This window comes from Pseudochrobactrum sp. Wa41.01b-1 (genome assembly GCF_019464455.1).
GTDB classification, from domain to species: domain Bacteria; phylum Pseudomonadota; class Alphaproteobacteria; order Rhizobiales; family Rhizobiaceae; genus Pseudochrobactrum; species Pseudochrobactrum saccharolyticum.
Window position 1 is genome coordinate 2,172,334 of the sequence record NZ_CP080493.1, and the last position, 23,410, is coordinate 2,195,743.

16 protein-coding genes are annotated in these 23,410 nt (G+C 52.7%); 12 read left to right on the forward strand and 4 right to left on the reverse strand.

Features of this window, described 5'->3' with window-relative positions; translation table 11 throughout:
- Positions 1–96: 96 nt before the first annotated feature.
- The gene (gene arfB, locus K1X45_RS10200) at positions 97–537 is read right to left on the reverse strand and encodes an alternative ribosome rescue aminoacyl-tRNA hydrolase ArfB (RefSeq protein ID WP_370627021.1); all 441 of its coding nucleotides are present in this window, start codon (positions 535–537) and stop codon (positions 97–99) included.
- Positions 538–640: 103 nt separating this feature from the next.
- Positions 641–2,251 (reverse strand): phosphoenolpyruvate carboxykinase, encoded by a 1,611-nt coding sequence (locus K1X45_RS10205; RefSeq protein ID WP_213599596.1) that lies wholly within the window; start codon positions 2,249–2,251, stop codon positions 641–643.
- A 311-nt stretch (positions 2,252–2,562) separates the two neighbouring features.
- On the opposite strand from K1X45_RS10205, the gene K1X45_RS10210 reads away from it, so the two are divergent.
- The 12 genes from K1X45_RS10210 (at position 2,563) to trxA (ending at position 20,733) form a co-directional block, all read left to right on the forward strand.
- Positions 2,563–3,282: a response regulator transcription factor gene (locus tag K1X45_RS10210; RefSeq protein WP_022709262.1), complete on the forward strand. Its 720-nt coding sequence runs from the start codon at positions 2,563–2,565 to the stop codon at positions 3,280–3,282.
- Between the two features lie 194 nt (positions 3,283–3,476).
- The gene (locus K1X45_RS10215; RefSeq protein WP_220158746.1) at positions 3,477–5,318 is read left to right on the forward strand and encodes a sensor histidine kinase; all 1,842 of its coding nucleotides are present in this window, start codon (positions 3,477–3,479) and stop codon (positions 5,316–5,318) included.
- Positions 5,319–5,337: 19 nt separating this feature from the next.
- Positions 5,338–5,820, forward strand: a complete 483-nt coding sequence (locus K1X45_RS10220; RefSeq protein WP_075653930.1) for an HPr kinase/phosphorylase — start codon at positions 5,338–5,340, stop codon at positions 5,818–5,820.
- Positions 5,821–6,105: 285 nt separating this feature from the next.
- Positions 6,106–6,507, forward strand: a complete 402-nt coding sequence (locus K1X45_RS10225) for a PTS sugar transporter subunit IIA (RefSeq protein WP_022709258.1) — start codon at positions 6,106–6,108, stop codon at positions 6,505–6,507.
- Between the two features lie 52 nt (positions 6,508–6,559).
- Positions 6,560–6,871 (forward strand): HPr family phosphocarrier protein, encoded by a 312-nt coding sequence (locus tag K1X45_RS10230; RefSeq protein ID WP_022709257.1) that lies wholly within the window; start codon positions 6,560–6,562, stop codon positions 6,869–6,871.
- 169 nt (positions 6,872–7,040) lie between these two features.
- Positions 7,041–8,441 (forward strand): adenosylhomocysteinase, encoded by a 1,401-nt coding sequence (gene ahcY / locus K1X45_RS10235; protein WP_220158747.1) that lies wholly within the window; start codon positions 7,041–7,043, stop codon positions 8,439–8,441.
- 199 nt (positions 8,442–8,640) lie between these two features.
- On the forward strand, positions 8,641–11,256 hold the full coding sequence (locus K1X45_RS10240; protein WP_220158748.1) for a PAS domain-containing sensor histidine kinase: 2,616 nt from the start codon (positions 8,641–8,643) through the stop codon (positions 11,254–11,256).
- A gap of 87 nt (positions 11,257–11,343) precedes the next feature.
- Complete coding sequence (gene tsaE, locus K1X45_RS10245) at positions 11,344–12,870, forward strand: tRNA (adenosine(37)-N6)-threonylcarbamoyltransferase complex ATPase subunit type 1 TsaE (RefSeq protein ID WP_220158749.1); 1,527 nt, start codon at positions 11,344–11,346, stop codon at positions 12,868–12,870.
- Between the two features lie 5 nt (positions 12,871–12,875).
- Positions 12,876–13,616 (forward strand): nucleotidyltransferase family protein, encoded by a 741-nt coding sequence (locus K1X45_RS10250; protein ID WP_220158750.1) that lies wholly within the window; start codon positions 12,876–12,878, stop codon positions 13,614–13,616.
- Positions 13,617–13,646: 30 nt separating this feature from the next.
- Positions 13,647–16,775 (forward strand): double-strand break repair protein AddB, encoded by a 3,129-nt coding sequence (addB, locus tag K1X45_RS10255; RefSeq protein ID WP_220158751.1) that lies wholly within the window; start codon positions 13,647–13,649, stop codon positions 16,773–16,775.
- Complete coding sequence (gene addA / locus K1X45_RS10260) at positions 16,772–20,302, forward strand: double-strand break repair helicase AddA (RefSeq protein WP_370627117.1); 3,531 nt, start codon at positions 16,772–16,774, stop codon at positions 20,300–20,302. The genes addB and addA overlap by 4 nt, the downstream gene beginning before the upstream one ends.
- A gap of 110 nt (positions 20,303–20,412) precedes the next feature.
- A complete protein-coding gene (gene trxA / locus K1X45_RS10265) occupies positions 20,413–20,733 on the forward strand; it encodes a thioredoxin (RefSeq protein ID WP_151158825.1) in 321 nt (106 codons plus the stop codon).
- Between the two features lie 71 nt (positions 20,734–20,804).
- Here trxA and K1X45_RS10270 read toward each other — a convergent pair whose 3' ends face one another.
- Both K1X45_RS10270 and accD read right to left on the reverse strand, forming a co-directional pair.
- Entirely contained in the window at positions 20,805–22,142 is a 1,338-nt protein-coding gene (locus K1X45_RS10270; RefSeq protein ID WP_220158753.1) for a folylpolyglutamate synthase/dihydrofolate synthase family protein, read from the reverse strand.
- 262 nt (positions 22,143–22,404) lie between these two features.
- Positions 22,405–23,310 (reverse strand): acetyl-CoA carboxylase, carboxyltransferase subunit beta, encoded by a 906-nt coding sequence (gene accD, locus K1X45_RS10275; RefSeq protein ID WP_220158754.1) that lies wholly within the window; start codon positions 23,308–23,310, stop codon positions 22,405–22,407.
- Positions 23,311–23,410 lie beyond the last annotated feature (100 nt).

Sequence of the window (23,410 nt, forward strand, 5' to 3'; positions counted from 1 at the left end):
GGCAGGTAAATGAATTAAGGAAGCCACCCGTATAAAATAACAGGGATTATCGGGTATTAGAGCGACCTTTGTGTGCCAAGTCTGGCACACGGCGCTCTAATCACCTTTGACACGCTGGCGCATTTTCTTGACGTCCGCGCGACCGGATTTTGCTTTCAGACGCCGTTCGACAGAGCCTTTGGTCGGCTTGGTCTTTTTACGCGGTGGCGGTGGTGGTTTGGCAGCCTCGATAATCAAAGCAATCATACGGTTGCGGGCATCTTCACGGTTCTTTTCCTGACTGCGGAAGCGGCTGGCTTCAATCACAATCTCACCGTCTTTATTGGCACGCTGCCCTGCAAGGCTCATGAGGCGCGTATAGACATCTTCCGGCAAGCCCGCTTGCATGGCTGCAAAGCGCAGCTTCACGGCTGTTGAAACCTTATTCACATTCTGACCGCCTGGACCTGAAGAGCGGATAAAGCTCTCCTCCAGCAGGTTTTCATGAATGCTGATCCGGTTGGTAATGCGGATAAGATGTTTGTTTTGTTCCGTCATGAGCGGATTTATAACGGAATATCTGAAATCTGCGAAGATAAGTGCAGAAATAAAAAACGGTGCCTGAAAGGCACCGTTCTTAATTTCAGAAATGCAGATTTATTTATTCAGCAGCAATTGCCAGAGCCGGTGCAGCCGAACGGACTTCCGCATCTACATGGTCTTCAAACTTGGCAAAGTTTGTGATGAACATGTTGGCCAGTTTTTTAGCCTGTGCGTCATAGGCAGCTTTATCCGCCCATGTTGAACGCGGGTCGAGAATGCTTGAATCAACACCCGGAACAGCCACAGGAACTTCAAAACCGAAGTTAGGATCTGTGCGGAATTCTGCACCATTGAGCGAACCGTCAAGTGCTGCAGAGAGCAGGGCACGTGTTGCCTTGATCGGCATACGATTACCGGTGCCGTAAGCGCCACCTGTCCAGCCGGTGTTTACCAGCCAGCAGTCAACTTTGTGCTCCGCAATCAGCTTGCGCAGCAGATCGCCGTATTCCGAAGGATGGCGCGGCATGAAAGGCGCACCAAAGCAGGTGGAGAAGGTTGCTTCCGGCTCGGTCACACCTTTTTCAGTACCGGCAACCTTAGCGGTGTAACCGGACAGGAAGTGGTACATCGCCTGAGCAGGGGTCAGCTTGGCAATCGGAGGCATCACGCCGAACGCATCAGCTGTCAGCATGATAACATTCTTAGGCTGACCGGCAGTGCCTGTCTTGGATGCATTGGAGATGAAATCCAGCGGATAGGCTGCACGGGTATTTTCTGTGCGCGAACCATCGTTGAAATCCGGCTGACGGTTTTCATCAAGAACAACATTTTCCAGCACAGTGCCGAAACGCTGTGTTGTGGAATAGATTTCCGGCTCAGCCTCTGCCGAGAGACGGATGGTCTTGGCGTAGCAGCCGCCTTCAAAGTTGAAGATGCCGTTTTCGCTCCAGCCATGCTCATCATCACCGATCAGCGTGCGTGTCGGATCAGCGGAGAGGGTGGTTTTACCGGTGCCGGACAGACCGAAGAAAATCGCGGTATCGCCGTTTGGTGCTTCATTAGCCGAGCAATGCATTGGCATAATGCCTTTTGCAGGCAGAATGTAATTCAGAGCGGTAAAGACCGACTTCTTCATTTCACCGGCATAGGAAGTACCGCCGATCAACACAACTTTGTTGACCAGATCGCAGGCGATCACGGTTTCTGTGCGGCAGCCGTATTTTTCAGGATCAGCGCGGAAGGATGGCAGATCAATAATGGTCATTTCCGGCATGAAGCTTTGCAGGGCAGCAATTTCAGGGCGGATCAGCAGGTTGCGGATGAACAGCGAGTGCCATGCAAATTCGGTAACAACGCGAACCTTGATATTGTGCTCAGCATCGGCGCCGCCGATCAGATCCTGAACGAACAGTTCTTTGCCTTTGGCGTGCTCAATGAAATCGGCATGCAGCTTGGCAAAATTTTCCGGACTCATCGGCTTGTTGTTGTCCCACCAGATCTGGTCTTCGGTGGTTGCATCGCGCACAACGAATTTGTCTTTAGGGCTACGTCCGGTATGTTGTCCGGTCACGGCCATCAAAGCGCCCTGTGCAGTCAGAGTTGATTCACCGCGGCGGATCGACTCCTCATAGAGCTGAGCCGGTCCGAAATTATAATAGACCGCGGCGAGGTCTTTTAGCCCCGTCGTTGCAATGGAAGCAGCTGGATTGCGATTGCCAGTCTCGATCATAATTTTCACTCGCAGTTTTCATTGGTTGGTCGACAGCGCATTTTCTCTCCGCGCTAAGGCAAAGTCACAACCAGATTAGCGAGACAATTTCAAATCTTTAATCGTTTAAAATTTTTTAAATTTTTTTTAAATCGTTTTTATGGCAATTTATTTTACCACTATCCACATAAGCAAGGTGTCTGGAGCGGGTATAAATTGCAGGCGAAGCATCAGAAAAATTGCTGCTGCCTTACTTTGTACTTAATTTGTCCTGCTTAAAAGACGTGCTATATAAGTTGAATAGTCGAATTTGATTGAGGAGAAGCGACCTGATGAGGGAAGTTCCGGTAACACAGACCATTGCGCTCGTAGATGATGACCGCAATATCCTGACTTCTGTTTCCATTGCTCTGGAGTCTGAAGGCTATCGGGTCGAGACCTATACAGACGGTGCTTCCGCGCTGGATGGTCTGATGGCACGTCCGCCAAATCTTGCAATTTTCGATATTAAAATGCCGCGTATGGATGGTATGGAACTGCTCCGCCGTCTGCGCCAGAAATCTGATCTGCCGGTGATCTTCCTGACATCGAAAGATGATGAGATCGACGAATTATTCGGCCTGAAAATGGGCGCGGATGATTTTATCACCAAGCCGTTCTCCCAGCGTCTGCTGGTAGAGCGTGTTAAAGCGGTGCTGCGCCGTGTGGCGGCTCGTGAAGGTGCGGTTAAAAATCCGGGTCAGCCGACAAAGTCATTGCAGCGCGGCCAGCTGGAAATGGATCAGGAGCGCCATACCTGCACATGGAAGGGCGAACCGGTTACATTGACGGTGACTGAATTCCTTATCCTGCATTCGCTGGCACAGCGTCCGGGTGTTGTGAAAAGCCGTGATGCGCTGATGGATGCTGCTTATGACGAGCAGGTTTATGTGGATGACCGCACGATCGACAGCCATATCAAGCGTCTGCGTAAGAAGTTCAAAGTTGTTGACGATGATTTTGAAATGATTGAGACGCTTTACGGCGTTGGCTATCGCTTCCGCGAGGCGTAAAAGCCTCGTAATATAAGAAAGCACGAGGCGTAAAAGCCTCGCATTTTAGAAAATACGAAGCGTAAGCGCTTCGTAATATAAAAAAGCCCGAAGCGTGAAGCTTTGCAAATATAGCTGATATAAAAGCACGGAGCGGTTATAATGCATTGCATAACTGCTCCGTCTTAATTCGCTGAAGGAACTGATCGCCCTCAATGGTCGCAGAAACGGAAAACAGAACGACATTGCGCCGCAAGGAACGTCTTGCGCGCCGTCAGCGCTCGCTTGTCTGGCGGCGACTGTTTTCACCGCTGCGCCGTACATTGGGCAATTATGTTTTCTCCAGTCTGACCAAGCGTATTCTGTTTCTTAATCTGGCAGCGCTTGCGGTGCTGGTTTCGGGGATCATGTATCTCAACCAGTTTCGTGATGGTCTGGTGGACGCGAAGATTGAAAGTCTTCTGACGCAAGGTAAGATTATTGCGGCTTCCATTGCCTCATCAGCAAGCGTTGATACCAATTCGATTATGATCGATCCGGATAAGCTGCTTGAATTGCAGGCCGGTCAGAGTATTACTCCGTCACCGGATTCTCCGGATAACTGGGAATTTCCGATCAATCCGGAAAAAGTAGCGCCGCTGCTGCGGACATTGATTTCTCCAACCAGTACCCGTGCGCGTATTTACGATAATAATGCCAATATCCTGCTGGACTCGCGCCATCTTTATTCGCGCGGACAGGTGCTGAGCTATGATTTGCCGGTACTGGATGAGGATGATCAGAGCTTTGGCGAGCAGATCAGCACATGGTTCAATAATCTGATTAACCGCAACAGTCTGCCGCTCTATCAGGAGCCGCCGGGCGGTAACGGTTCTGTCTATCCGGAAGTGATTACAGCTTTGACCGGTTCTTCCGGTAAAGCACAGCGCCGGAATGAAAAAGGCGAGTTGGTTGTCTCGGTTGCCGTTCCGATCCAGCGTTACCGTGCGGTGCTCGGCGTTTTGCTGATGTCGACCGAGGGCGGTGATATTGATAAGATTGTTCGCGGTGAACGCAATGCGATCCTGCGTGTCTTTGTTGTTGTGTCGCTGGTGATGGTGATCCTGTCGCTGTTTCTAGCGTCAACGATTGCCAATCCGCTGCGAAGATTGTCTGAAGCAGCGGATCGTGTGCGCCACGGTATTAAAGGCCGTGTTGAAATTCCGGATTTCTCTGACCGTCAGGATGAAGTCGGCCATCTTTCCACCTCGATCCGCGATATGACCGATGCGCTTTATGCACGTATTGAGGCGATTGAAAGTTTTGCGGCCGATGTCAGTCACGAGTTGAAAAATCCGCTGACTTCCTTACGCAGTGCAGTTGAAACGCTGCCTCTGGCGAAAACCGAGAGTGCAAAGAAACGTCTTCTTGACGTGATCCAGCATGATGTGCGGCGTCTTGATCGTTTGATTACCGATATTTCCGATGCATCGCGTCTGGATGCGGAACTTGCCCGTGAACATACGGATCGGGTGGATATGCAGGCGCTGCTCAATAATATTGTGGCAGCTGCGAGAGAAGTGCGCCGTAATAAAGTGGGCACAAAAATCCTGCTGGATATCGGTAAGCTTCCGGCAGGGGCAAAAGGCTTTTATCTGCCGGGTCATGATTTGCGGCTTGGTCAGGTTGTCTCTAACCTGATTGAAAATGCCCGTACCTTTGTGCCGGAAGATAATGGTGAAATCAGAATTTATCTGAACCATAAAGGTTCGAAAATTCAGGTTGTCGTTGAGGATAATGGTTCGGGTATCGGCGCTGAAAATATTGAACGTATTTTCGAGCGTTTCTATACGGATCGTCCGTCTTCTGAGGCTTTTGGTCAGAATTCGGGTCTGGGACTTTCAATCAGCCGGCAGATTATCGAAGCTCATGGTGGTACACTAACAGCTTCTAATATTCCTGATCCTGAAGATGCTGAACATTGGCTGGGTGCACGGTTCCTGATTGATCTGCCGGCGGAATTACCGGAAAACACCAGACGTCAGCGTGCACAGGCGGCACAGAATACGGAAAACTGATAATAAAGCGGAGAAACGCATGAGCAATTCTGAAAGTTTTGTGTTTCACGCCACATCTCTGGTTCTTGGTTCCTTTGGCATTTTAATATGCGGTGCTTCCGGTTCAGGAAAATCATCGCTGGCGCTCACCCTGATCGAACGCGCGCAGCAGACAGGCCGTGTTGGTACATTGATTTCTGATGACCAGACGACGATCAGTACAGAAGAGGGGAAGCTGATCGCTTCCACACCTTCAGCGATTGCCGGTGCTGTTGAAATTCGCGGGGCAGGTTTATTTGAGGTGCCGTATCAGCCACAGGCAGAAATAAATCTGCTGGTCGAGCTGGTGAGTGCGGATAAAGCGCCCCGTTATCCGGCAGATGAAAAGCGCGAACTGGCAGGAATTATGGTTCCTGTGCTGGTCTTGCCGGAATTGGCAGGGGATTGCGATTCGCTGCAATGTGCCAGAGCCATAGAAGCGACTTTATTTATGAAACGCTGGGGCAGCCGTGAAACTGCCTGAAAGCCCTTGTTTTTTAACGGCTGGTTTAGAATAAAATCTGTGTTTCAGTGCGGCATAACCGACGAAAGCCGTGGGGGGCTTTATTTTTTGCTTGCACTCATTATTCTCGGTGCCAACATAGAAGGTCTGGCCAATATTGAAAATCTGAGCCTGAATTCAGATAATATCGGCCGCACAATTTATATCTTAGGGGTAAATGTCTGAACTTTTGGTTCGGATTGAGCTTACAAGCTTTTATATTGTGAGTGCGACAATGGAAAAGCGACCAGCAGGAGCAGTTTAATAATGATCGGACTCGTGCTTGTTACGCACGGAAGGCTGGCCGAAGAGTTTCACCATGCTGTTGAGCATGTTGTCGGCCCTCAGGAAAATTTCGAAACCGTTAGTATCGGTGCCGATGATGATATGGAAAAACGCCGTGAGGATATTGTCGCGGCGGTTGCTAAGGCTGATCAGGGACAGGGTGTCATCATTCTGACCGATATGTTCGGCGGAACGCCTTCCAATCTGGCAATTTCAGTGCTTGATGCGGGCAGGGTTGAGGTCATTGCCGGTGTTAATCTGCCGATGCTGATTAAACTGACCAGTGTGCGTCAGTCCGGTGATATGGAAGCATCATTGCGTGAAGCGCAGGATGCAGGCCGTAAATATATTAATGTTGCCAGTCAGGTACTGACGAGCAAATAACAAAGTCAGGCACTACGGGTAATCAGATTAGGTACTGACGGGAAAAATAAATATGGCTCAGGTTGCTGTCAGCGGATGTTATGAGCCTGATAAGGCAGAGACCCGCAAATTTACGATCGTGAATAAGCGGGGTCTGCATGCGCGGGCTTCGGCAAAATTCGTGCAATTGGTGGATAGTTTTGACGCTCATGTCCGTGTTGAAAAAGACGGAATGAGTGTTGGCGGCACATCGATTATGGGGTTGATGATGCTTGCCGCATCACCGGGATGTTGCATTGATGTCAGCGCCTGCGGCGTTGAGGCAACAGCCGTACTTGATGCGCTGGAACAGCTTGTCGGCGATAAATTCGGCGAAGAATGCTAAAGAGACTTAATTCAGTTTTTAAAAGCACCGGTCACTCCGGTGCTTTTTTATTGGCCGACTCAGACTACATAAAGATATAAAGATTGCCTTATATTTTTGTTTGAGCCGCTTTCTCTGATCTGCTACACATATTTTTATTGAAGTTGTAACAGCTGAAAGCGGAGTGCAGATGTCTGTATCGGGAGAATATATCATCAAGGATATCGGTCTGGCTGACTGGGGACGCAAGGAAATTGTCATTGCGGAAACAGAAATGCCGGGTCTGATGGCATCGCGTGAGGAATTCGGGCCGAAACAGATATTGAAAGGCGCACGGATTTCTGGCTCCCTTCATATGACAATCCAGACAGCTGTGCTGATTGAAACACTTCAGGCGCTGGGTGCAGAAGTGCGCTGGGCATCCTGCAATATCTTCTCGACACAGGATCATGCAGCGGCGGCGATTGCGGCTGAAGGCACACCGGTTTTCGCAATCAAGGGCGAAACACTGGAAGAATACTGGACCTATACGGATAAAATTTTCCAGTGGCCGGATGGTGAGCCTTCCAATCTGATCCTCGATGATGGCGGCGACGCTACCATGTATATTCTGATCGGTGCACGCGCTGAGGCCGGTGAAGATGTGCTGTCAAAACCGGGCAGTGAAGAAGAGGAAATCCTCTTCGCGCAGATCAAAAAACGTATGGCTGAAACACCGGGCTTTTTCACCCGCCAGCGTGCGGCGCTGAAAGGTGTGACGGAAGAAACGACTACCGGCGTAAACCGCCTTTACCAGTTGCAGCGTGCGGGTCAGCTGCCTTTCCCTGCGATTAACGTCAATGACAGCGTAACCAAATCGAAATTCGACAATAAATACGGCTGTAAAGAGTCGCTGGTGGACGGCATCCGTCGCGGTACTGATGTGATGATGGCCGGCAAAGTCGCTATTGTCTGCGGTTATGGTGATGTGGGTAAAGGATCTGCCCAGTCATTGCTCGGTGCCGGTGCCCGCGTGAAGGTCACGGAAGTTGATCCGATCTGCGCTTTGCAGGCGGCAATGGATGGTTTTGAAGTGGTCACGCTCGACGATGCCGCAGCGGATGCGGATATCGTCATCACCACAACCGGCAATAAAGACGTCATCACCATCGAGCATATGCGCAAGATGAAAGATATGGTGATTGTCGGCAATATCGGCCATTTTGATAATGAAATTCAGGTCGGTGCGCTGCGCAATCTGAAATGGACGAATATTAAGCCGCAGGTGGATATGATCACCTTCCCGGATAATAAGCGTCTGATCCTGCTGTCTGAAGGTCGTCTGCTCAATCTCGGCAATGCGACCGGCCATCCGAGCTTTGTGATGTCTGCCTCTTTCACTAATCAGGTGTTGGGTCAGATCGAGCTGTTCACCCGTGGCGAGACTTATAAAAACGAAGTCTATGTGCTGCCGAAACATCTCGATGAAAAGGTTGCGCGGCTGCATCTGGCCAAGCTTGGCGTGAAGCTGACTGTGCTTTCTGAGGAACAGGCTGCATATATCGGTGTGACACCGCAGGGACCATTTAAATCGGATCACTACAGGTATTAACTATAGTTTAATTAACATACAACATATTGTGGCCGGAAGGATTGACATTCTTCCGGCCTTTATTTTTGCGCCCGCAGCGCTTCAAACAGATTCCCTGTAGCTGTATTGTGCTATGATTCGAAGATAATGGCAGAAAATTCTGCCGCTGATTTTTAAACAGTTATGAAGCAGCAAATGCTGCGGCGGAGAATTTTAAGGCATGTCAGGTGTCAGTTCATTTCGAAATATTGGCTCTGTTATAAGCCGTCATTTTCGCAAAGCTCTGGCAGCGACAGCCGCATTTTCTTCTGTTTTGGTATCCGGTCAGGCACTGGCGCAAAGCTATGATATCGGACGAATTCCGATGCCGGGCGGAAGCACTTTAGGTCCGAATGAAGTGGTGCAATTTGCCATTGTTGTGGGGGTAACAGGTGCCGCACTTTTGTCGGTCAGCTGGATCATCCGCAGCCGTAACCGTGTTAACCGCGAGAACAGTGCTTTGCGTGCCCGTGTTGCTGATCTCAGCCATGCGGTGACGCGCAGCGAAACCCTGCTTAATTTGAAAGATCAGCGTATTGTGGTCTGGGCAGGTGCGGAACCGGCAAAACGCGGGACACCACAACATAATACGCAGACAGAAGTGCTTGGTCAGTTGCCGGTGGCCAGCGGAGTGCCGCAGGATCCGGCGGCTTTTTTAAGTTTCGGGCGCTGGTTGCGCACCGATTCCGTGGTGGCACTGGAGCGCGCGATTTTATCGCTGCGCGAATATGGCCGCTCCTTTGATTTTCTGGTTGAGACCAATAACGGCACCATGCTCGAAGTGCAGGGGCAGACAACCGGTGCCTATGCCATTACCCGCTTCATTAATGTAGACGGTGTTCAGGCCAGAGCCGCGCAATTACAGGTACAGAACAATGAGCTGTCCGACACGCTGACAATGCTCCATGCACTTCTGAACCGTCTGGATCAGACTGTCTGGACACGCGATGTGGAAGGACGGCTGAACTGGGCGAATAATGCCTATGTACAGGCTGTCGGTGCAAATGATCTCGATCAGGTGTTGCAGGAAGGGCGTGAATTGCTGGGCGAACAGGCGCGTCAGAAGATTGAGCGCGAGCGTGTTCTGTCAGCCGATCCGTCCGCGGCTAATCTGAGCCATCAACCGGTTATGATGCAGGCAGCACAACAGGGCACATCCATTGCCACTTTCCGTGACCGGCTGGCCACTGTAATTGCCGGTGATCGTCATATGCTGGATGTGGCGGAGGTTTCCTGCTCAGCCGGTTCTGCCGGTTTTGCAGCCAATATGAGCGATCTGGAGCAGGTGCGGGCAGAATTGCAGCGCACACTCCGCAGCCATGCGGAAACGCTCGACCAGCTTTCAACAGCTGTGGCGATTTTTGATCCTGAAATGAAGCTGCAATTCTTCAATCAGGCTTTTGCCAAATTGTGGTCGCTGGATATTGCCTATCTGGAAAGCCACCCGAGCAATGCCATGTTGTTTGACGGTTTGCGCAGTGACGGTAAATTGCCGGAACAGCCGGAATGGCGTCGCTGGAAAGAATCCATGTTATCGGCCTATCGTGCCGTTGATCCGCAGGAACATTGGTGGCATCTGCCGGACAGCCGCACCTTGCGTGTGGTTGCCAATCCGCATCCACAGGGCGGCGTGACATGGTTCTTCGAGAATATGACCGAGAAATTTGATCTTGAAAGCCGTTATAATACTTTGATGAAAGTGCAGGGTGAAACGCTGGATCATCTGGCCGAAGGCGTGGCCGTGTTCGGCGCTGACGGGCGTATCCGCCTGTCCAATCCGGCCTTTGCCGAATTGTGGTCGATCCCGCCGACAATTGCCGTTGAAGGCACGCATATTTCAGTTATCCGCAAGCAATGTAAAGAACTGGCCGATGACCGCTATTGGGATGAATTTGTCTCGGCAGTCACCGGTATTGCCGACAAGCGCGAAGGTACGCAGGGACAGGCAGAACTATCCACCGGCACAATCCTTTCTTATGCCGTGGTACCGCTGCCAAAAGGTCAGATGATGCTGACCTTTGTTGATGTGTCAGATACGGTGCATGTGGAACGTGCGCTGAAAGACAAAAACGAAGCGCTGGAACTAGCCGATCAGATCAAGAATGATTTCGTTCAGCACGTATCCTATGAGCTGCGTTCGCCGCTCACCAATATTATCGGCTTTACCGAACTGTTGCAGACACCGGGCTTCGGTGAGCTGAACAACCGCCAGCGCGAATATGTTGAACATATCAGCACATCCTCACTGACACTGCTTACCATTGTGAATGATATTCTTGATCTGGCGACCGTCGATGCCGGTATCATGGAGCTGGATGTCAGCGATGTACCGGTGCGTGAGGCGATTGCTGCTGCCGGTGAACGCGTCACAGACCGTCTGCGCGAACATAATATTGCGCTGCAGATCAATATTGAAGATGCCGTCACCAGTTTCCGCGGCGATGCTAATCGTGTGCATCAGGTGCTGTTCAATCTGCTGAGTAATGCGGCCAATTATGCGCCGGAAGGTTCGGTTATCGGTCTGGATGCGCGTCTTGACGGTGATCATATTCTTTTCAGTGTCCACGATAACGGGCCGGGCATGCCTAAAGAAGTTCTGGATACGGTATTCAAACGCTTCCAGTCGCACAGCAATGGCGGCCGTCGCCGTGGTGCAGGGCTTGGTCTGTCGCTGGTGAAAAGCTTTGTGGAGCTGCATGGTGGTACGGTTGATATCCGTACGGCACCGTCTTCAGGCACAACTGTGCTTGTGCGTTTCCCGCTGGATGCGCGCCTGTATCGTGCAGCAGCCGAATAACCGGATCAGACTGTTTTTTCCTCTGAATATCATTATTCTCATCATGTCCGGAGATGACGGGCAGAGCATATAATAACGGAAGCTGATATGGCTGATGAACAGGATAGCAGCACTCTCTATACGGTAGAGCTGGTGCTGGAAAATGAAGCCGCGATGATCCGTTTTGCGGAAGATATCGCACTGGCACTCGCTAAAGGCGACCTTGTTACGCTGAAAGGTGATCTGGGCGCAGGCAAATCCACTCTGGCACGCGCGATCATCCGCACCATAGCCAATGACGATTTCTACGAAGTGCCAAGCCCGACTTTTACGCTGGTACAGTCTTATCCTGAATTGCGGCTGCCTGTAGCCCACACTGATCTCTATCGCCTGTCCTCGCCGGAAGAACTGGATGAGCTGGGGCTTGATGAGGCGCTGGAAAGCGGTGCTGTGCTGGTGGAATGGCCGCAGCAGGGTGAGGGTGTTTTACCTGTGCCGACAATTGCGATCAGTATTGAGCATGAAGGTGACGGCCGCCGTCTGACGATGGAAGTGACAGCCAAAGCTGCGCGGCGTATTTCCCGCTCGCTCGGTATCCGCAGTTTTCTGGAAAAATCTGACCGCCATCATGCTTTCCGCCGTTATCTGCTGGGCGACGCATCGCCGCGCGGTTATGAGCTGATTACCAGTGAGAGCGGTACCGAAATCCTGATGAATGCACCGGCCATGCCTTATGATCCGCCGGTCAAAGACGGACGTCCGTATCGCCAGATTGCCCATCTGGCGGAGAATATGGATGCTTTCGTTGCGATGAACCGGTTGCTGCGTGAAAAAGGTTTCCGCGCACCGGAAATTCTGGCGCTTAATCTCGATCGTGGTTTTCTTCTGATGGAGCATCTGGGTACGGAAAGTGTGCTGGATAGTGAAGGAAAACCAATCGCAGAGCGCTATGTAGCGGCAGCACGAATGCTGGCGCATCTGCATCAGCATGACTGGCCGCAGGATATTACAATCAGTGAAGACCGTACCCATCATCTGTATGTGTTTGACCGTGATGCGATGCTGATCGAAGCGGAATTGCTGCCGGTCTGGTATCTGCCGTACTGCCAAGGTGAGCCTGCCAGTGCAGACCAGACACAAAGCTTTGAACAGGCATGGGACAGTGTATTCAAAAGCCTTGAAAACGCAGAATATAATCTGCTGATGCGCGATTATCATTCGCCGAATATTCTCTGGCAGGACAAGGCAGAAGGCATTGCCCGCCTAGGCATTATTGATTTTCAGGATGCGATGATCGGCCCATCTGCCTATGACTTGGCATCTCTGGCAATGGATGCCCGTGTGACAATTGCAGATGAGTTACAAGATCAGATTGTTACGGCCTATTGCGATGAACGCTGCAAGCTGGCCAAGGCCTTTGACGAAGAGGCCTTCCGTTCCGCCTATGCCATTATGGCTGCGCAGCGTAACACCAAAATTCTCGGTATTTTTGTGCGTCTGTTCAAACGCGATGGTAAGCCGGCTTATTTGCAGCATCTGCCGCGTATTCAGGCTTATGCAGCCCGTGCCTTGCAGCATCCGTCGCTCGCACCGGTGCGCAAATGGTATCAGGACAATGGTCTTTTGCAGGATTAATACCCATGCCGGATAAGAAGAACTCAGAAGCATTTGCCCCTGATACAGCAATGGTATTGGCAGGGGGCTTGGGCACACGGATGCGCCCGCTGACCCTGACCACGCCAAAGCCGCTGATCGAGGTTGCAGGCCGCACATTGATTGATCGCGGGCTGGATGCGCTGGTTGAAGCCGGTGTTAAAAAGGCCGTGGTCAATGTGCATTATCTGGCCGACCAGATGGAAGAGCACCTGAAAACCCGTGATGACATTGCGATCACTATTTCCGATGAACGCGAACTGCTGCTCGATTCCGCAGGCGGTATTCTCAAAGCACTGCCGGAGCTCGGCGATAAGACATTCTATATTCTCAATGCCGATACATTTTGGGTGGATAGCCAGAATTCCAATCTGAAGCGTCTTGCGCAAAGCTGGGATGAAAGCAGAATGGATATTCTGCTGATGCTGGCAGACCGGCATCACTCCACCGGCCATGAAGGGCGCGGCGATTTTCATCTCAATGAAGACAGCACATTGCGCCGTGTGCCTGTGGATGAGCGTTCCGATTATATTTATGCCGGTGCGGCGCTGGTTAATCCGCAGCTTTTTGCCGGTAAAGAGATTAGTGTTTCTTCCCTCAACAGCTATTTTAACGCTGCCATTGCCGCAGGCCGGCTTTACGGTATGGTCATGCAGGGGCATTGGTTGACGGTCGGTACGCCGGAGGCAATCGGCGAGGCAGAAGCTGCCCTTTTGACACTGGCTTAAAACGATAATCAGTATCTGGGAGACGGGTCTATGAGCGAGCGGCGTCCGCGTCTTTATTCTATTGCATCGGGAACACCATTTCTGCCGCGTTTTGCCGATGCTTTGTTGAATGGCGAGCTGATCGAAGGCTTCGGCGCCGATGCAGGCAATCCGCTGGCTCTGGCAGACGCGGTGATCTATGTGCCGACACGCCGTGCGGCACGTGCTCTGCGTGCTTTGCTGGTTGACCGGAATCCGGCTAATGCCGCTCTTTTGCCGTCTATCCGCCCGTTGGGTGATGTGGAGGAAAGTGCAGCGCTGTTTGACAGTGCTGCGGAAGAGTTTCTCCAGCTTGCCCCGCCGATGAGTGAGCCGGAACGACTATTATTGCTCGCGCAGCTGATCCGCCCGTGGCGGGAAAGCCTGCCATCGCATATCCGTGCACTGTTCGGGGCAGAGGATATTGCCATTCCGGCAACGACTGCTGATGCTATCTGGCTGGCGCGCGATTTGGTGCGACTGATGGATCAGGTGGAGACAGAAGGCGCGAGCTGGAGCGAACTTGGTCTGATCGCACCGGAAGAACTTGCCGACTGGTGGCGGGTGACACTGCAATTTCTGGAAATCGTCACCAAAATCTGGCCGGATGTTCTGGCTGAGCGCAACCGCTCCAATGCTTCGCAGCACCGCAACTGGCTGATTGAATTTGAAACGCAGCGGATGCAGAAAAATCCGCCGCAAGGCCCTGTGATTGTCGCCGGTTCCACCGGCTCTATTCCGGCAACAGCAAAGCTGGTGGCAACGATTGCCCGCCTGCCAAAGGGCGCCGTGGTGTTTCCGGGGCTGGATCGTGATCTGGACGAGAAGGCATGGACCTTGCTTGCCGACGGGCTGAATAATCCGTCCACCTATGGTCACCCGCAATATGGTTTGCGTAAGCTCTTGGATCAGATGCAATGCCGTCGTGACGATGTTCGGCATCTGGAAATTACGAATCCGGCTAAGCGTATGCGCGAGCGCATTGTTAGTGAGGCGCTGCGTCCGGCAGAAACCACAGACCTATGGGGGCATTTAAAGCTCGATGCGCAGGCTGTGCGCGATGCAATGCAGAATGTGGCGCTGATCGAAACGTCCAATGAGCGTGAAGAAGCACTGGCGGTGGCACTGGCCTTGCGGGATGCGATTGAAGCACCGGATAAAACCGCAGCTTTGGTGACGGTTGACCGTAATCTGGCGCGGCGTGTGGTATTGGAACTCACCCGTTTCGGCATTGATGCGGATGATTCCGGCGGTAAACTCCTGCGCGATACAGAGGCGGTTATTCTGCTGCGTCTGTTGATTACCTGTGTATTTGAACCGGGTGATCCGGTGGCACTGCTGGCATTGGCCAAGCACCCGCTGGTGCGGCTGGGGCAAAAGCGCGGTGATCTGCGTAGGCTCGCGGAAATGCTGGAGCTGGTCGCGTTACGTGGTGGTACGGGCAGGGCGGATATTGCCGATTTGCCAGGCTTCCTTGAACAGAAAATGATGGAATCCTCATCTAAACTCTACGATCCGGTTTGGACGGATCATGTTCCGGTTGCAGAGTTGGAGCAATTACGAACTTTCTGTGCGGCGATGACTGCCGCCGTGGCACCGCTGACTGATCTCATACGCATTCAGGCGCGGATTGAAGTACCGCAGATCATGCGGGCGAGTGTCGAGGCACTGGAAAATCTGGCGCGGGATATCGATGATACGGTGCATCTGCTCTATCAGGGGCAGCAGGGCGAGCAGTTCAGTGCATTTCTGCGCCAGTTGATTGCCGCCGATACAGGGCTGGATTTTCTGCCGGAAGAATGGCCGGATATGTTTGAAGCGCTGCTGGCCAATGAAACGGTCAAGCCGCATCCGGGCGGCCATCCACGCGTATTTATCTGGGGTGCATTGGAAGCGCGTCTTCAGACGGTTGATACGGTGATTGTCGGCGGGTTGAATGAGGGCATCTGGCCGGCGAAAACCCGTAATGATCCGTTTATGTCACGCCCGATGAAAGGCATGATAGCGCTTGATCCGCCGGAAGTGCGTACCGGTTTGGCCGCGCATGATTTTGCCATGGCAACGGGTATGGAGCAGGTGATTTTCTCCCGCTCGCAGCGCTCTGAAAATGCGCCGACTGTGCCGTCGCGCTGGTTGCTGCGATTGGAAACGGTGACGGGTAAAGCGGTAACGGACGCCATGCGCGAGCGCGGCGGCAAATATCTGCACTGGGCGCGTTTGCTCGATGTCAGCCCTGATGTGCCGTTTGTCTCGCGTCCTGAACCGAAGCCTCCGGTGGATGCGCGACCGAAACATTTCTCAGTCACAGAAATTGAAACACTGCGCCGCGATCCTTATGCGATCTACGCTAAGAAAGTCTTGCGTCTGCGTGCTCTGGAACCGCTGATCCGCGATCCGGCTGCGGCTGAGCGCGGAACGCTGTTTCATGATATTCTCGGCGAATTTACCCGCCGCGATATTGATCCTATGTCACCGCAGGCAGAAGAAGGATTACTGGAAATCGGGCGCGGTGCCTTTACTGATGCTGATCTGCCGCCGGAGATTGAAGCCGTGTGGTGGCCGCGTTTTACCGCGCTGATACCGGAGTTCTTGCACTGGGAGCGTGAGCGTGCGCCTTATGTGCGTGAGCGCCATGCGGAGATTTCATCGGCAAAAGCTGTTGTCGAACCGCTGGCTGTGACACTGTCCGGCCGTGCTGACCGTATTGATGTGATGCGTGATGGCACGACGGTGGTGATTGACTATAAGACCGGCTCCACACCATCAGTGCGACAGGCTCATGTGCTGCTGTCGCCGCAGCTGGCACTGGAAGCGGCTTTGCTTCGGCGCGGTGCGTTTAAAGAAATCGGCCAGAGCGATGCGCAAGATTTGCTCTATGTGCGTTTGCAGGGCGGCGGAAGGCTCAAGCCGGAATCCATTCTCAGTACGGATCGCGGTGCCAGCGTGAAAACCGCTGTGGAGCTGGGTGAGGAATCATGGGCGCGTCTCGGTGAATTACTGACGGAATATAATCGCGAGGAGCAGGGCTATCGTTCCCGTGCTTTGCCGTTCCGTGAAAGTGATCTGACGGGTGATTATGATCATCTGGCGCGTGTTCTGGAATGGTCTGCCGGTGGTGCTGACGAAGGCGGAGATGCATAATGAAACCTAAAATCATCCCGCAGGAAACCATTGATGCACAGGCCAAGGCTGCGAACCCTTACGATTCCGTCTGGGTATCGGCCAATGCCGGTTCCGGCAAAACCCATGTGCTGACAGAACGGGTGATCCGGCTGCTGCTGGAGGGCACAGACCCGTCCAAAATCCTTTGTCTGACCTATACCAAAGCCGCAGCGGCAGTGATGCAAAACCGCGTTTTTCAGCGGCTCTCGGAATGGGCAGTACTGGATGATGAGGGACTGAGCAAAAAACTCAAAGATCTGGAAAAACGTGAACCCGATGCAATCCGCCTTGAAATTGCACGGCGCTTGTTTGCCCGTGCTTTGGAAACACCGGGTGGTTTGAAAATCCAGACCATTCACGCATTTTGTGAATCCATCCTGCATCAGTTTCCGCTCGAAGCGAATATTGCCGGTCATTTTGAAATGCTCGATGATATGATGCAGACGGCACTGGTAGGGGAAGCACGGCGGCAATTGCTGGAAGTGGCCTCCACCTCTGCCCATGCGGGTCTGGCTGAAGCTTTCGCTACGGTGCTGGAAGCCGCCGGTGAAATGGGACTGGAAAATCTGCTGGATGAAGCGGTGTCCAAGCGCCATGCCTTGCATGGTTTTATCCGGCAGACCGGCGTTGCCGAAACCCGTCAGGATGTTTTTTACCGTCATTTCGGCTTTGATCCGGAAGATAGTGAAGCTGATATTCTCTCCGATCTCTGGCCGGTGGCTGAATTTTCAGAAGATGTGCTGGATGCGGTGATGAATTTGCGCAAGCCTGCTGCCCGTGCGCAGGATGTGGTGCTGCAATTGCGGATGATTAAACCGCAGACCACACCGGCACAAATGCAGGATATTCTGCGCAAGGCATTTCTCAAATCCACAGGCGAGCCGAAAAACGGCTCATGGGTGGCGACTGCTGCGGTCAAAGCGGAACTACCGGATTTCGAAGACGACTTTAATCGTGTTGCTGCCGATATTCATGAAGGGCTCGACCGGCTTAAATTGCTGAAGCTGATCCGGCTCAATCTTGCAGCCTTCACGCTGATTGATGATCTGCTGTCGCGCTATGAAAAGATGAAGCGCAATCGCGGCTTGCTGGACTTTGACGATCTGATTAATCGCACAGTCTCACTGCTGTCGCGCAACGGTGCGGGCATGTGGGTGCAGTATAAGCTCGACCGCGGTATTGATCATATTCTGGTGGATGAGGCGCAGGATACCAGCCCTGAACAGTGGCAGGTTATCAATATGCTCTCCGCCGAGTTCTTCTCCGGCTCGGGGCAGCGCGATGTGCGCCGTACCCTTTTCGCAGTGGGCGATGAGAAACAGTCGATCTATTCGTTTCAGGGCGCACGCCCTGAGGATTTTGCGGCGACCGGTAAAGCTGTTTCACGTATGGCAGCGCGTGCGGAATTGAGCTTTGAAAAAGTCAGTCTCAATTTCTCGTTCCGCTCGACACCGGATGTGTTGTCGGCGGTGGACACGGTATTTTCGCGTGAAGAGGCTTTTCGCGGACTTGGTATTGAGCGGCAGCCGACCGTTCATGCGGCGATCCGTTCCAATGACGCCGGTGAGGTTGAGGTCTGGGATATTCTGACGCCGGAAAAGGTTGAAGAGGTTGAGGACTGGCGCACGCCAATCGACCAGTTACCTGCACCGGCCGTCAAGCTGGCTGAGCAGATTGCCACAACTATTCGTCACTGGCTTGATACAGGTGAGCCGATCCATGGCAAAGGGCGGCGGATGGAGCCGCGCGATATTATGGTGCTGGTGCGCAAGCGTGATCTGTTTATGCCTGCGCTGTCTCGCGCTTTGAAAAATCGCGGCGTGCCGGTGGCCGGTGCTGACCGCCTGCGCCTTACCAGTCACATCGGGATTAAAGACCTGATGGCTGTCGGGCGTTTTGTGCTGCAACCGGCGGATGATCTGTCACTGGCAAGTGTGCTGAAAAGCCCGCTCTTTGGTTTGACCGAGGAGCAGCTTTATCGTCTTGCGCAGCCGCGCGGCACCAAGCAGACGCTTTATGCAGCGATGGAGAAGCTGGGTGAAAGCGATGTGCCGGATGCTGCGAGCTGGCAGGTGCTGTACACAAAACTGCGTCGCTGGCGCAATATGGCCGATACAATGCCGGTCTTTGAGTTCTATGCCCGTATTTTGGGGCAAGATGGCGGACGGCGTAAATTGCTGGCACGGCTCGGGCCGGAAGCCGGTGATGTGATCGACGAATTCCAGAATTACGCATTGGCAACTGAGCGCAGTGGCCTGCCCGGGCTACAGGCTTTTTTGGAAACGCTGGAAGCAGCTTCACCGGAAATCAAGCGCGAGCTGGATCAGAACCGCGATGAAGTGCGTATCATGACGGTGCATGCCTCCAAGGGGCTGGAAGCGGCTGTGGTTTTCATGGTTGATCCCGGCAATGCCGCATGGTCGGCAGGGCGTGCACCAAAGCTGCTGAGCTTTGATATGGCTGAGCCGGACGGTTATGAGGGCAAAGGCTTTCTCTGGCTGCCGAAAAGCGATTACGGCACCGGTTTTACAGCGGAGCTGCTGGAAGAGCTTAAAACCCGCTCTGAGGAAGAATATCGCCGTCTGCTTTATGTCGGTATGACCCGTGCGGAAGACCGGCTGATCCTGTGCGGTTATCGCGGTGAGCGCGAGAGCGAAAACACATGGTTGAAACTGACCTCTGACGGGCTGGGTGATGAGGCCGTGGCCTATGATCATCCGGTGGAAGGTGTGAGCGCACGGCGTTATCGCAAGACAGAACTTGCGGAACTGGAGATACAGGACAAAGCGGATGCGACTGAGACCGCCTATCCGCCATTGCCTGAGCATTATCGCAGGCCGCTGGAGCCGGAGCAGGGACTGCCACGCCCGCTGACACCATCCGGTGCCTCCGCTTTGATTGAGGCAGATGCAGAGCAGGTTGTGCGCAGCGGCTCGCCGGTTCTGGAGCAGGGCGCACAGACCGAGGGCGGTGGCCGCAGCTTCGGCTTGCAGCGCGGTACAGTGATCCATACATTGTTGCAGCGCCTGCCGGATTTGCCTGCGGAACAACGCGAGCAGGCGGCACAGCGTTATCTGAATATTGCTGCCGGCGATTGGCATGAATCGCAGCGCGAAAAAGCACTGGCAGCGGTCAGTACTATTCTGAATGATCCGCAATTTGCGGCGGTATTTTCACCGGCTTCCAAAGCGGAAGTCTCATTGATGGGTAAGCTGCAGCTGCGCGGCAAGGAACAGGTTGTTTCCGGCCAGATCGACCGGATTTGTGTCGAAGACGACCGTGTGCTGATTGTGGATTATAAAAGCAACCGTCCGCCAGCCCGCACGCAGCAGGAAGTGCCGCAGGCCTATATCACTCAGCTTGCACTGTATCGCGCGCTGGTTGAGCCGCTTTATCCGCATAAACGTGTTGAGGCTGCATTGCTGTTCACTGAAGGGCCGCATCTGATTGTGCTGGATGAGGATGTGATGGAACAGGCGCTGATTGCTCTGGGCAAGGCTGTATGAAGAGGCCGCTTCGAAAACTATATTGACCTTTCATCACAATGACACCACATATCAGCTAATAATGAATTTCATAGCAGGTTTTGGCCTGTAACAGCGAAAGAGGAAAGCCTATGGCGACCGTTAAAATTGACAATAGCAATTTCGAATCCGATGTGCTGAAAGCTTCTGAACCGGTTGTGGTGGATTTCTGGGCGGAATGGTGCGGACCTTGCAAAATGATTGCACCGGCACTGGAAGAAATTTCAGCAGAAATGTCCGGTCAGGTGAAGATCGCCAAGGTGAATATCGATGAAAATCCGGAACTGGCAGCGCAATATGGCGTACGTTCCATCCCGACATTGCTGATGTTCAAAAATGGCGAAATCGCTGCCAATATGGTGGGTGCAGCACCAAAGAGCCGTCTGGCTGACTGGATTAAAGCTTCGGCTTAATCGGATAAAGCATTATCAAAAAGCCCCGCATGAGTGTTCATGCGGGGTTTTTTGTTTATACAAATCATCGCTTATTGCGGTGGTGTGTTATTTGCTGCCAGTACATCGCCTGCCAGATAAAGCGAGCCGCCGATCAGAATGCGCGGTGCAATCACATCATCTTTGACTTGTTCCTTGATGGCTTTCAGCCCTTCAGCAACATTTGCAACCGGCATAGCTTCCAGACCAGCTCTGCGTGCTGCATCGGCCAGTGTTTCATGGTCGATACCGGAATCGCTGGAACTGATCGCCACCGTATAGACTTGTCTCGCCATGCCGCTGAAAGCCTCAAAATAACCGACCGGATCTTTGGTATTGATCATACCGGTAATCAGATAGAGCGGACGCGGATCACGCTCCTCCAGCTCGGCAAGCGCCTCGGCAATGACCACGCCAGCACCCGGATTATGCCCGCCATCAAGCCAGACTTCAGCCTTTTCAGGAGCAAAGCGCATCAGATCACCCTGTGTCAGGCGTTGCATGCGCGCTGGCCATGTCACAGATGTCATGGCTATCTCAACAGCCTGATCGCTTAGAGCAAAACCGGCTTCGCGCACGGCTTTGATGGCAGCTGCTGCATTGGCAATCTGGTGACGGCCTGGGAGACGAGGCAGCGGCAGATCAATCAATCCGCTCTCATCCTGATAGACCATGCGGCCATGTTCCTGATAGGCGAGGAAATCCTGCCCGAAAACGCTCAGCGGACAGCGCAAACGGTCAGCAATATCAATCATCACCTGACGGGCATCATCGCTGCTCTGGAAGCCGATCACCACCGGACAACCGCGTTTGATAATTCCGGCTTTTTCAGCGGCAATGATTTCGACTTTATCGCCGAGATAGGACTGGTGATCGAGCGAGACCGGCATAATCAGCGATACGGCCGGTTTGGTGATGACATTGGTGGCGTCAAAGCGTCCGCCAAGACCAACCTCCAGAATAACTGCATCTGCCGGATGCTCGGCGAAAAGTACAAAGGTCACGGCAGTCAGAAGCTCGAATACGGTGATCATATGCTCACCATTGGCTTCCGTTACCCGTGCAACTGCATCCGAAAGCGTTGCATCATCCACCAGCTGGCCAGTTTCGCCTTTGCGCCCCAGACGATAGCGCTCATGCCAGTTCACCAGATGCGGGGAGGTGTGCACATGCACTGCCAGTCCTTCCGCTTCCAGCAGCGCGCGGGCGAAAGCAGTGGCTGAACCCTTGCCGTTGGTACCGGCAATATGGATGATCGGCGGCAGCTTATCCTGCGGATTGCCCAGCGCTTCCAGCAGGCGGCTGATACGCTCGAGAGACAGGTCAAAACCCTTCGGGTGTTTTTCCAGAAGGCGTTCAATACGATGTGCGGCGGTGAGATTTTTTGTCATGGCAGATCCGGAAATGCTCTATCTTTTTGTTTTTACGCGTATCTTATTCCAATCGAAGCAGGAAAAGAAATCAGTCCAGTGAACTGATTTCCCTGCGAAGGCGCTTCACACTTTTTGGGATACGCTCTGATAATCGCAGATGAACTGACCAGTTTGCGACCTGATTTGCAACAGGGTACTTATAAAAGAAAACGCGCCGCTGGTTTAGCGGCGCGAAAAGTACTTCAACCGGAAAAAATCTTCGCTGGTTAGGATAAAACTATTAGGCAGAAGCAGCGCGTGCAGCATCTTCAGCAATAGCAGGTTTTACTTCGGCTGCAGGCTGCTTCATCATGATTTTCAGGATGCGGGCAACGGTTTCTTTCATCTCGAGACGGGAAACCACCATATCAATCATACCGTGATCCAGCAGATATTCCGCGCTCTGGAAGCCTTCCGGCAGCTTTTCACGGATCGTCTGTTCAATCACGCGTGCACCGGCAAAACCGATCATTGTGCCCGGTTCGGCAATATGAACATCGCCGAGCATAGCATAAGAAGCGGTTACGCCACCAAAAGTCGGGTTGGTCAGAACCACGATATAAGGCAGGCCTGCTTCTTTGAGCATTTCCACGGCAACAGTTGTGCGCGGCATCTGCATCAGTGACAGGATACCTTCCTGCATACGTGCACCGCCGGAAGCGGTGAACAGAACCAGTGGACGTTTCTTCGCAATGGCAGTTTCTGCTGCTTTGATGATCGCGTCACCGGCAGCCATACCGAGGGAGCCGCCCATGAAAGCAAAGTCCTGAACGGTGGCAACAATCGGCAGATCTTCAATCGTACCCAGCGCATTGATAATGCAATCATCCTGCTGCGTGCGGTTACGATAGTCCTTCAGACGATCAACATATTTCTTTTCATCGCGGAATTTCAGCGGATCTGTTGCAACCTTAGGGTTTTCCAGAGTCTCATATTTGCCTTCATCAAAGAAGAAACGCAGGCGGTCTTTAGCCGGAATGCGCATATGATGGCCGGAAGCAGGGATCACCCACTGATTGCTTTCCAGATCTTTGTGAAACACCATTTCACCGGTTGACGGGTCCTTGATCCAGAGATTCTCCGGCATATCCCGACGCCCCAGCATGGAGTTGAGCTTCGGACGGACATAATTCGTAATCCAGTTCATATGGGCTTTCCGTTGTTCTTAATTCCTGAAGTCTTTGTGCTCTTATACCAAATTGCGCTTAAAGCGCAAAATTCAGAACACAAAGAATGCCGGATTACTC

Bases quoted from the DNA above. Each gene is read 5' to 3' on its own strand.
- tsaE (WP_220158749.1), top strand. From the start codon at position 11,344: ATGGCTGATGAACAGGATAGCAGCACTCTCTATACGGTAGAGCTGGTG.
- K1X45_RS10215 (WP_220158746.1), top strand. From the start codon at position 3,477: ATGGTCGCAGAAACGGAAAACAGAACGACATTGCGCCGCAAGGAACGT.
- trxA (WP_151158825.1), top strand. From the start codon at position 20,413: ATGGCGACCGTTAAAATTGACAATAGCAATTTCGAATCCGATGTGCTG.
- K1X45_RS10220 (WP_075653930.1), top strand. From the start codon at position 5,338: ATGAGCAATTCTGAAAGTTTTGTGTTTCACGCCACATCTCTGGTTCTT.
- addB (WP_220158751.1), top strand. From the start codon at position 13,647: ATGAGCGAGCGGCGTCCGCGTCTTTATTCTATTGCATCGGGAACACCA.
- accD (WP_220158754.1), bottom strand. From the start codon at position 23,310: ATGAACTGGATTACGAATTATGTCCGTCCGAAGCTCAACTCCATGCTG.
- K1X45_RS10240 (WP_220158748.1), top strand. From the start codon at position 8,641: ATGTCAGGTGTCAGTTCATTTCGAAATATTGGCTCTGTTATAAGCCGT.
- K1X45_RS10225 (WP_022709258.1), top strand. From the start codon at position 6,106: ATGATCGGACTCGTGCTTGTTACGCACGGAAGGCTGGCCGAAGAGTTT.
- ahcY (WP_220158747.1), top strand. From the start codon at position 7,041: ATGTCTGTATCGGGAGAATATATCATCAAGGATATCGGTCTGGCTGAC.
- K1X45_RS10270 (WP_220158753.1), bottom strand. From the start codon at position 22,142: ATGACAAAAAATCTCACCGCCGCACATCGTATTGAACGCCTTCTGGAA.
- K1X45_RS10205 (WP_213599596.1), bottom strand. From the start codon at position 2,251: ATGATCGAGACTGGCAATCGCAATCCAGCTGCTTCCATTGCAACGACG.
- K1X45_RS10210 (WP_022709262.1), top strand. From the start codon at position 2,563: ATGAGGGAAGTTCCGGTAACACAGACCATTGCGCTCGTAGATGATGAC.
- K1X45_RS10230 (WP_022709257.1), top strand. From the start codon at position 6,560: ATGGCTCAGGTTGCTGTCAGCGGATGTTATGAGCCTGATAAGGCAGAG.
- arfB (WP_370627021.1), bottom strand. From the start codon at position 537: ATGACGGAACAAAACAAACATCTTATCCGCATTACCAACCGGATCAGC.
- K1X45_RS10250 (WP_220158750.1), top strand. From the start codon at position 12,876: ATGCCGGATAAGAAGAACTCAGAAGCATTTGCCCCTGATACAGCAATG.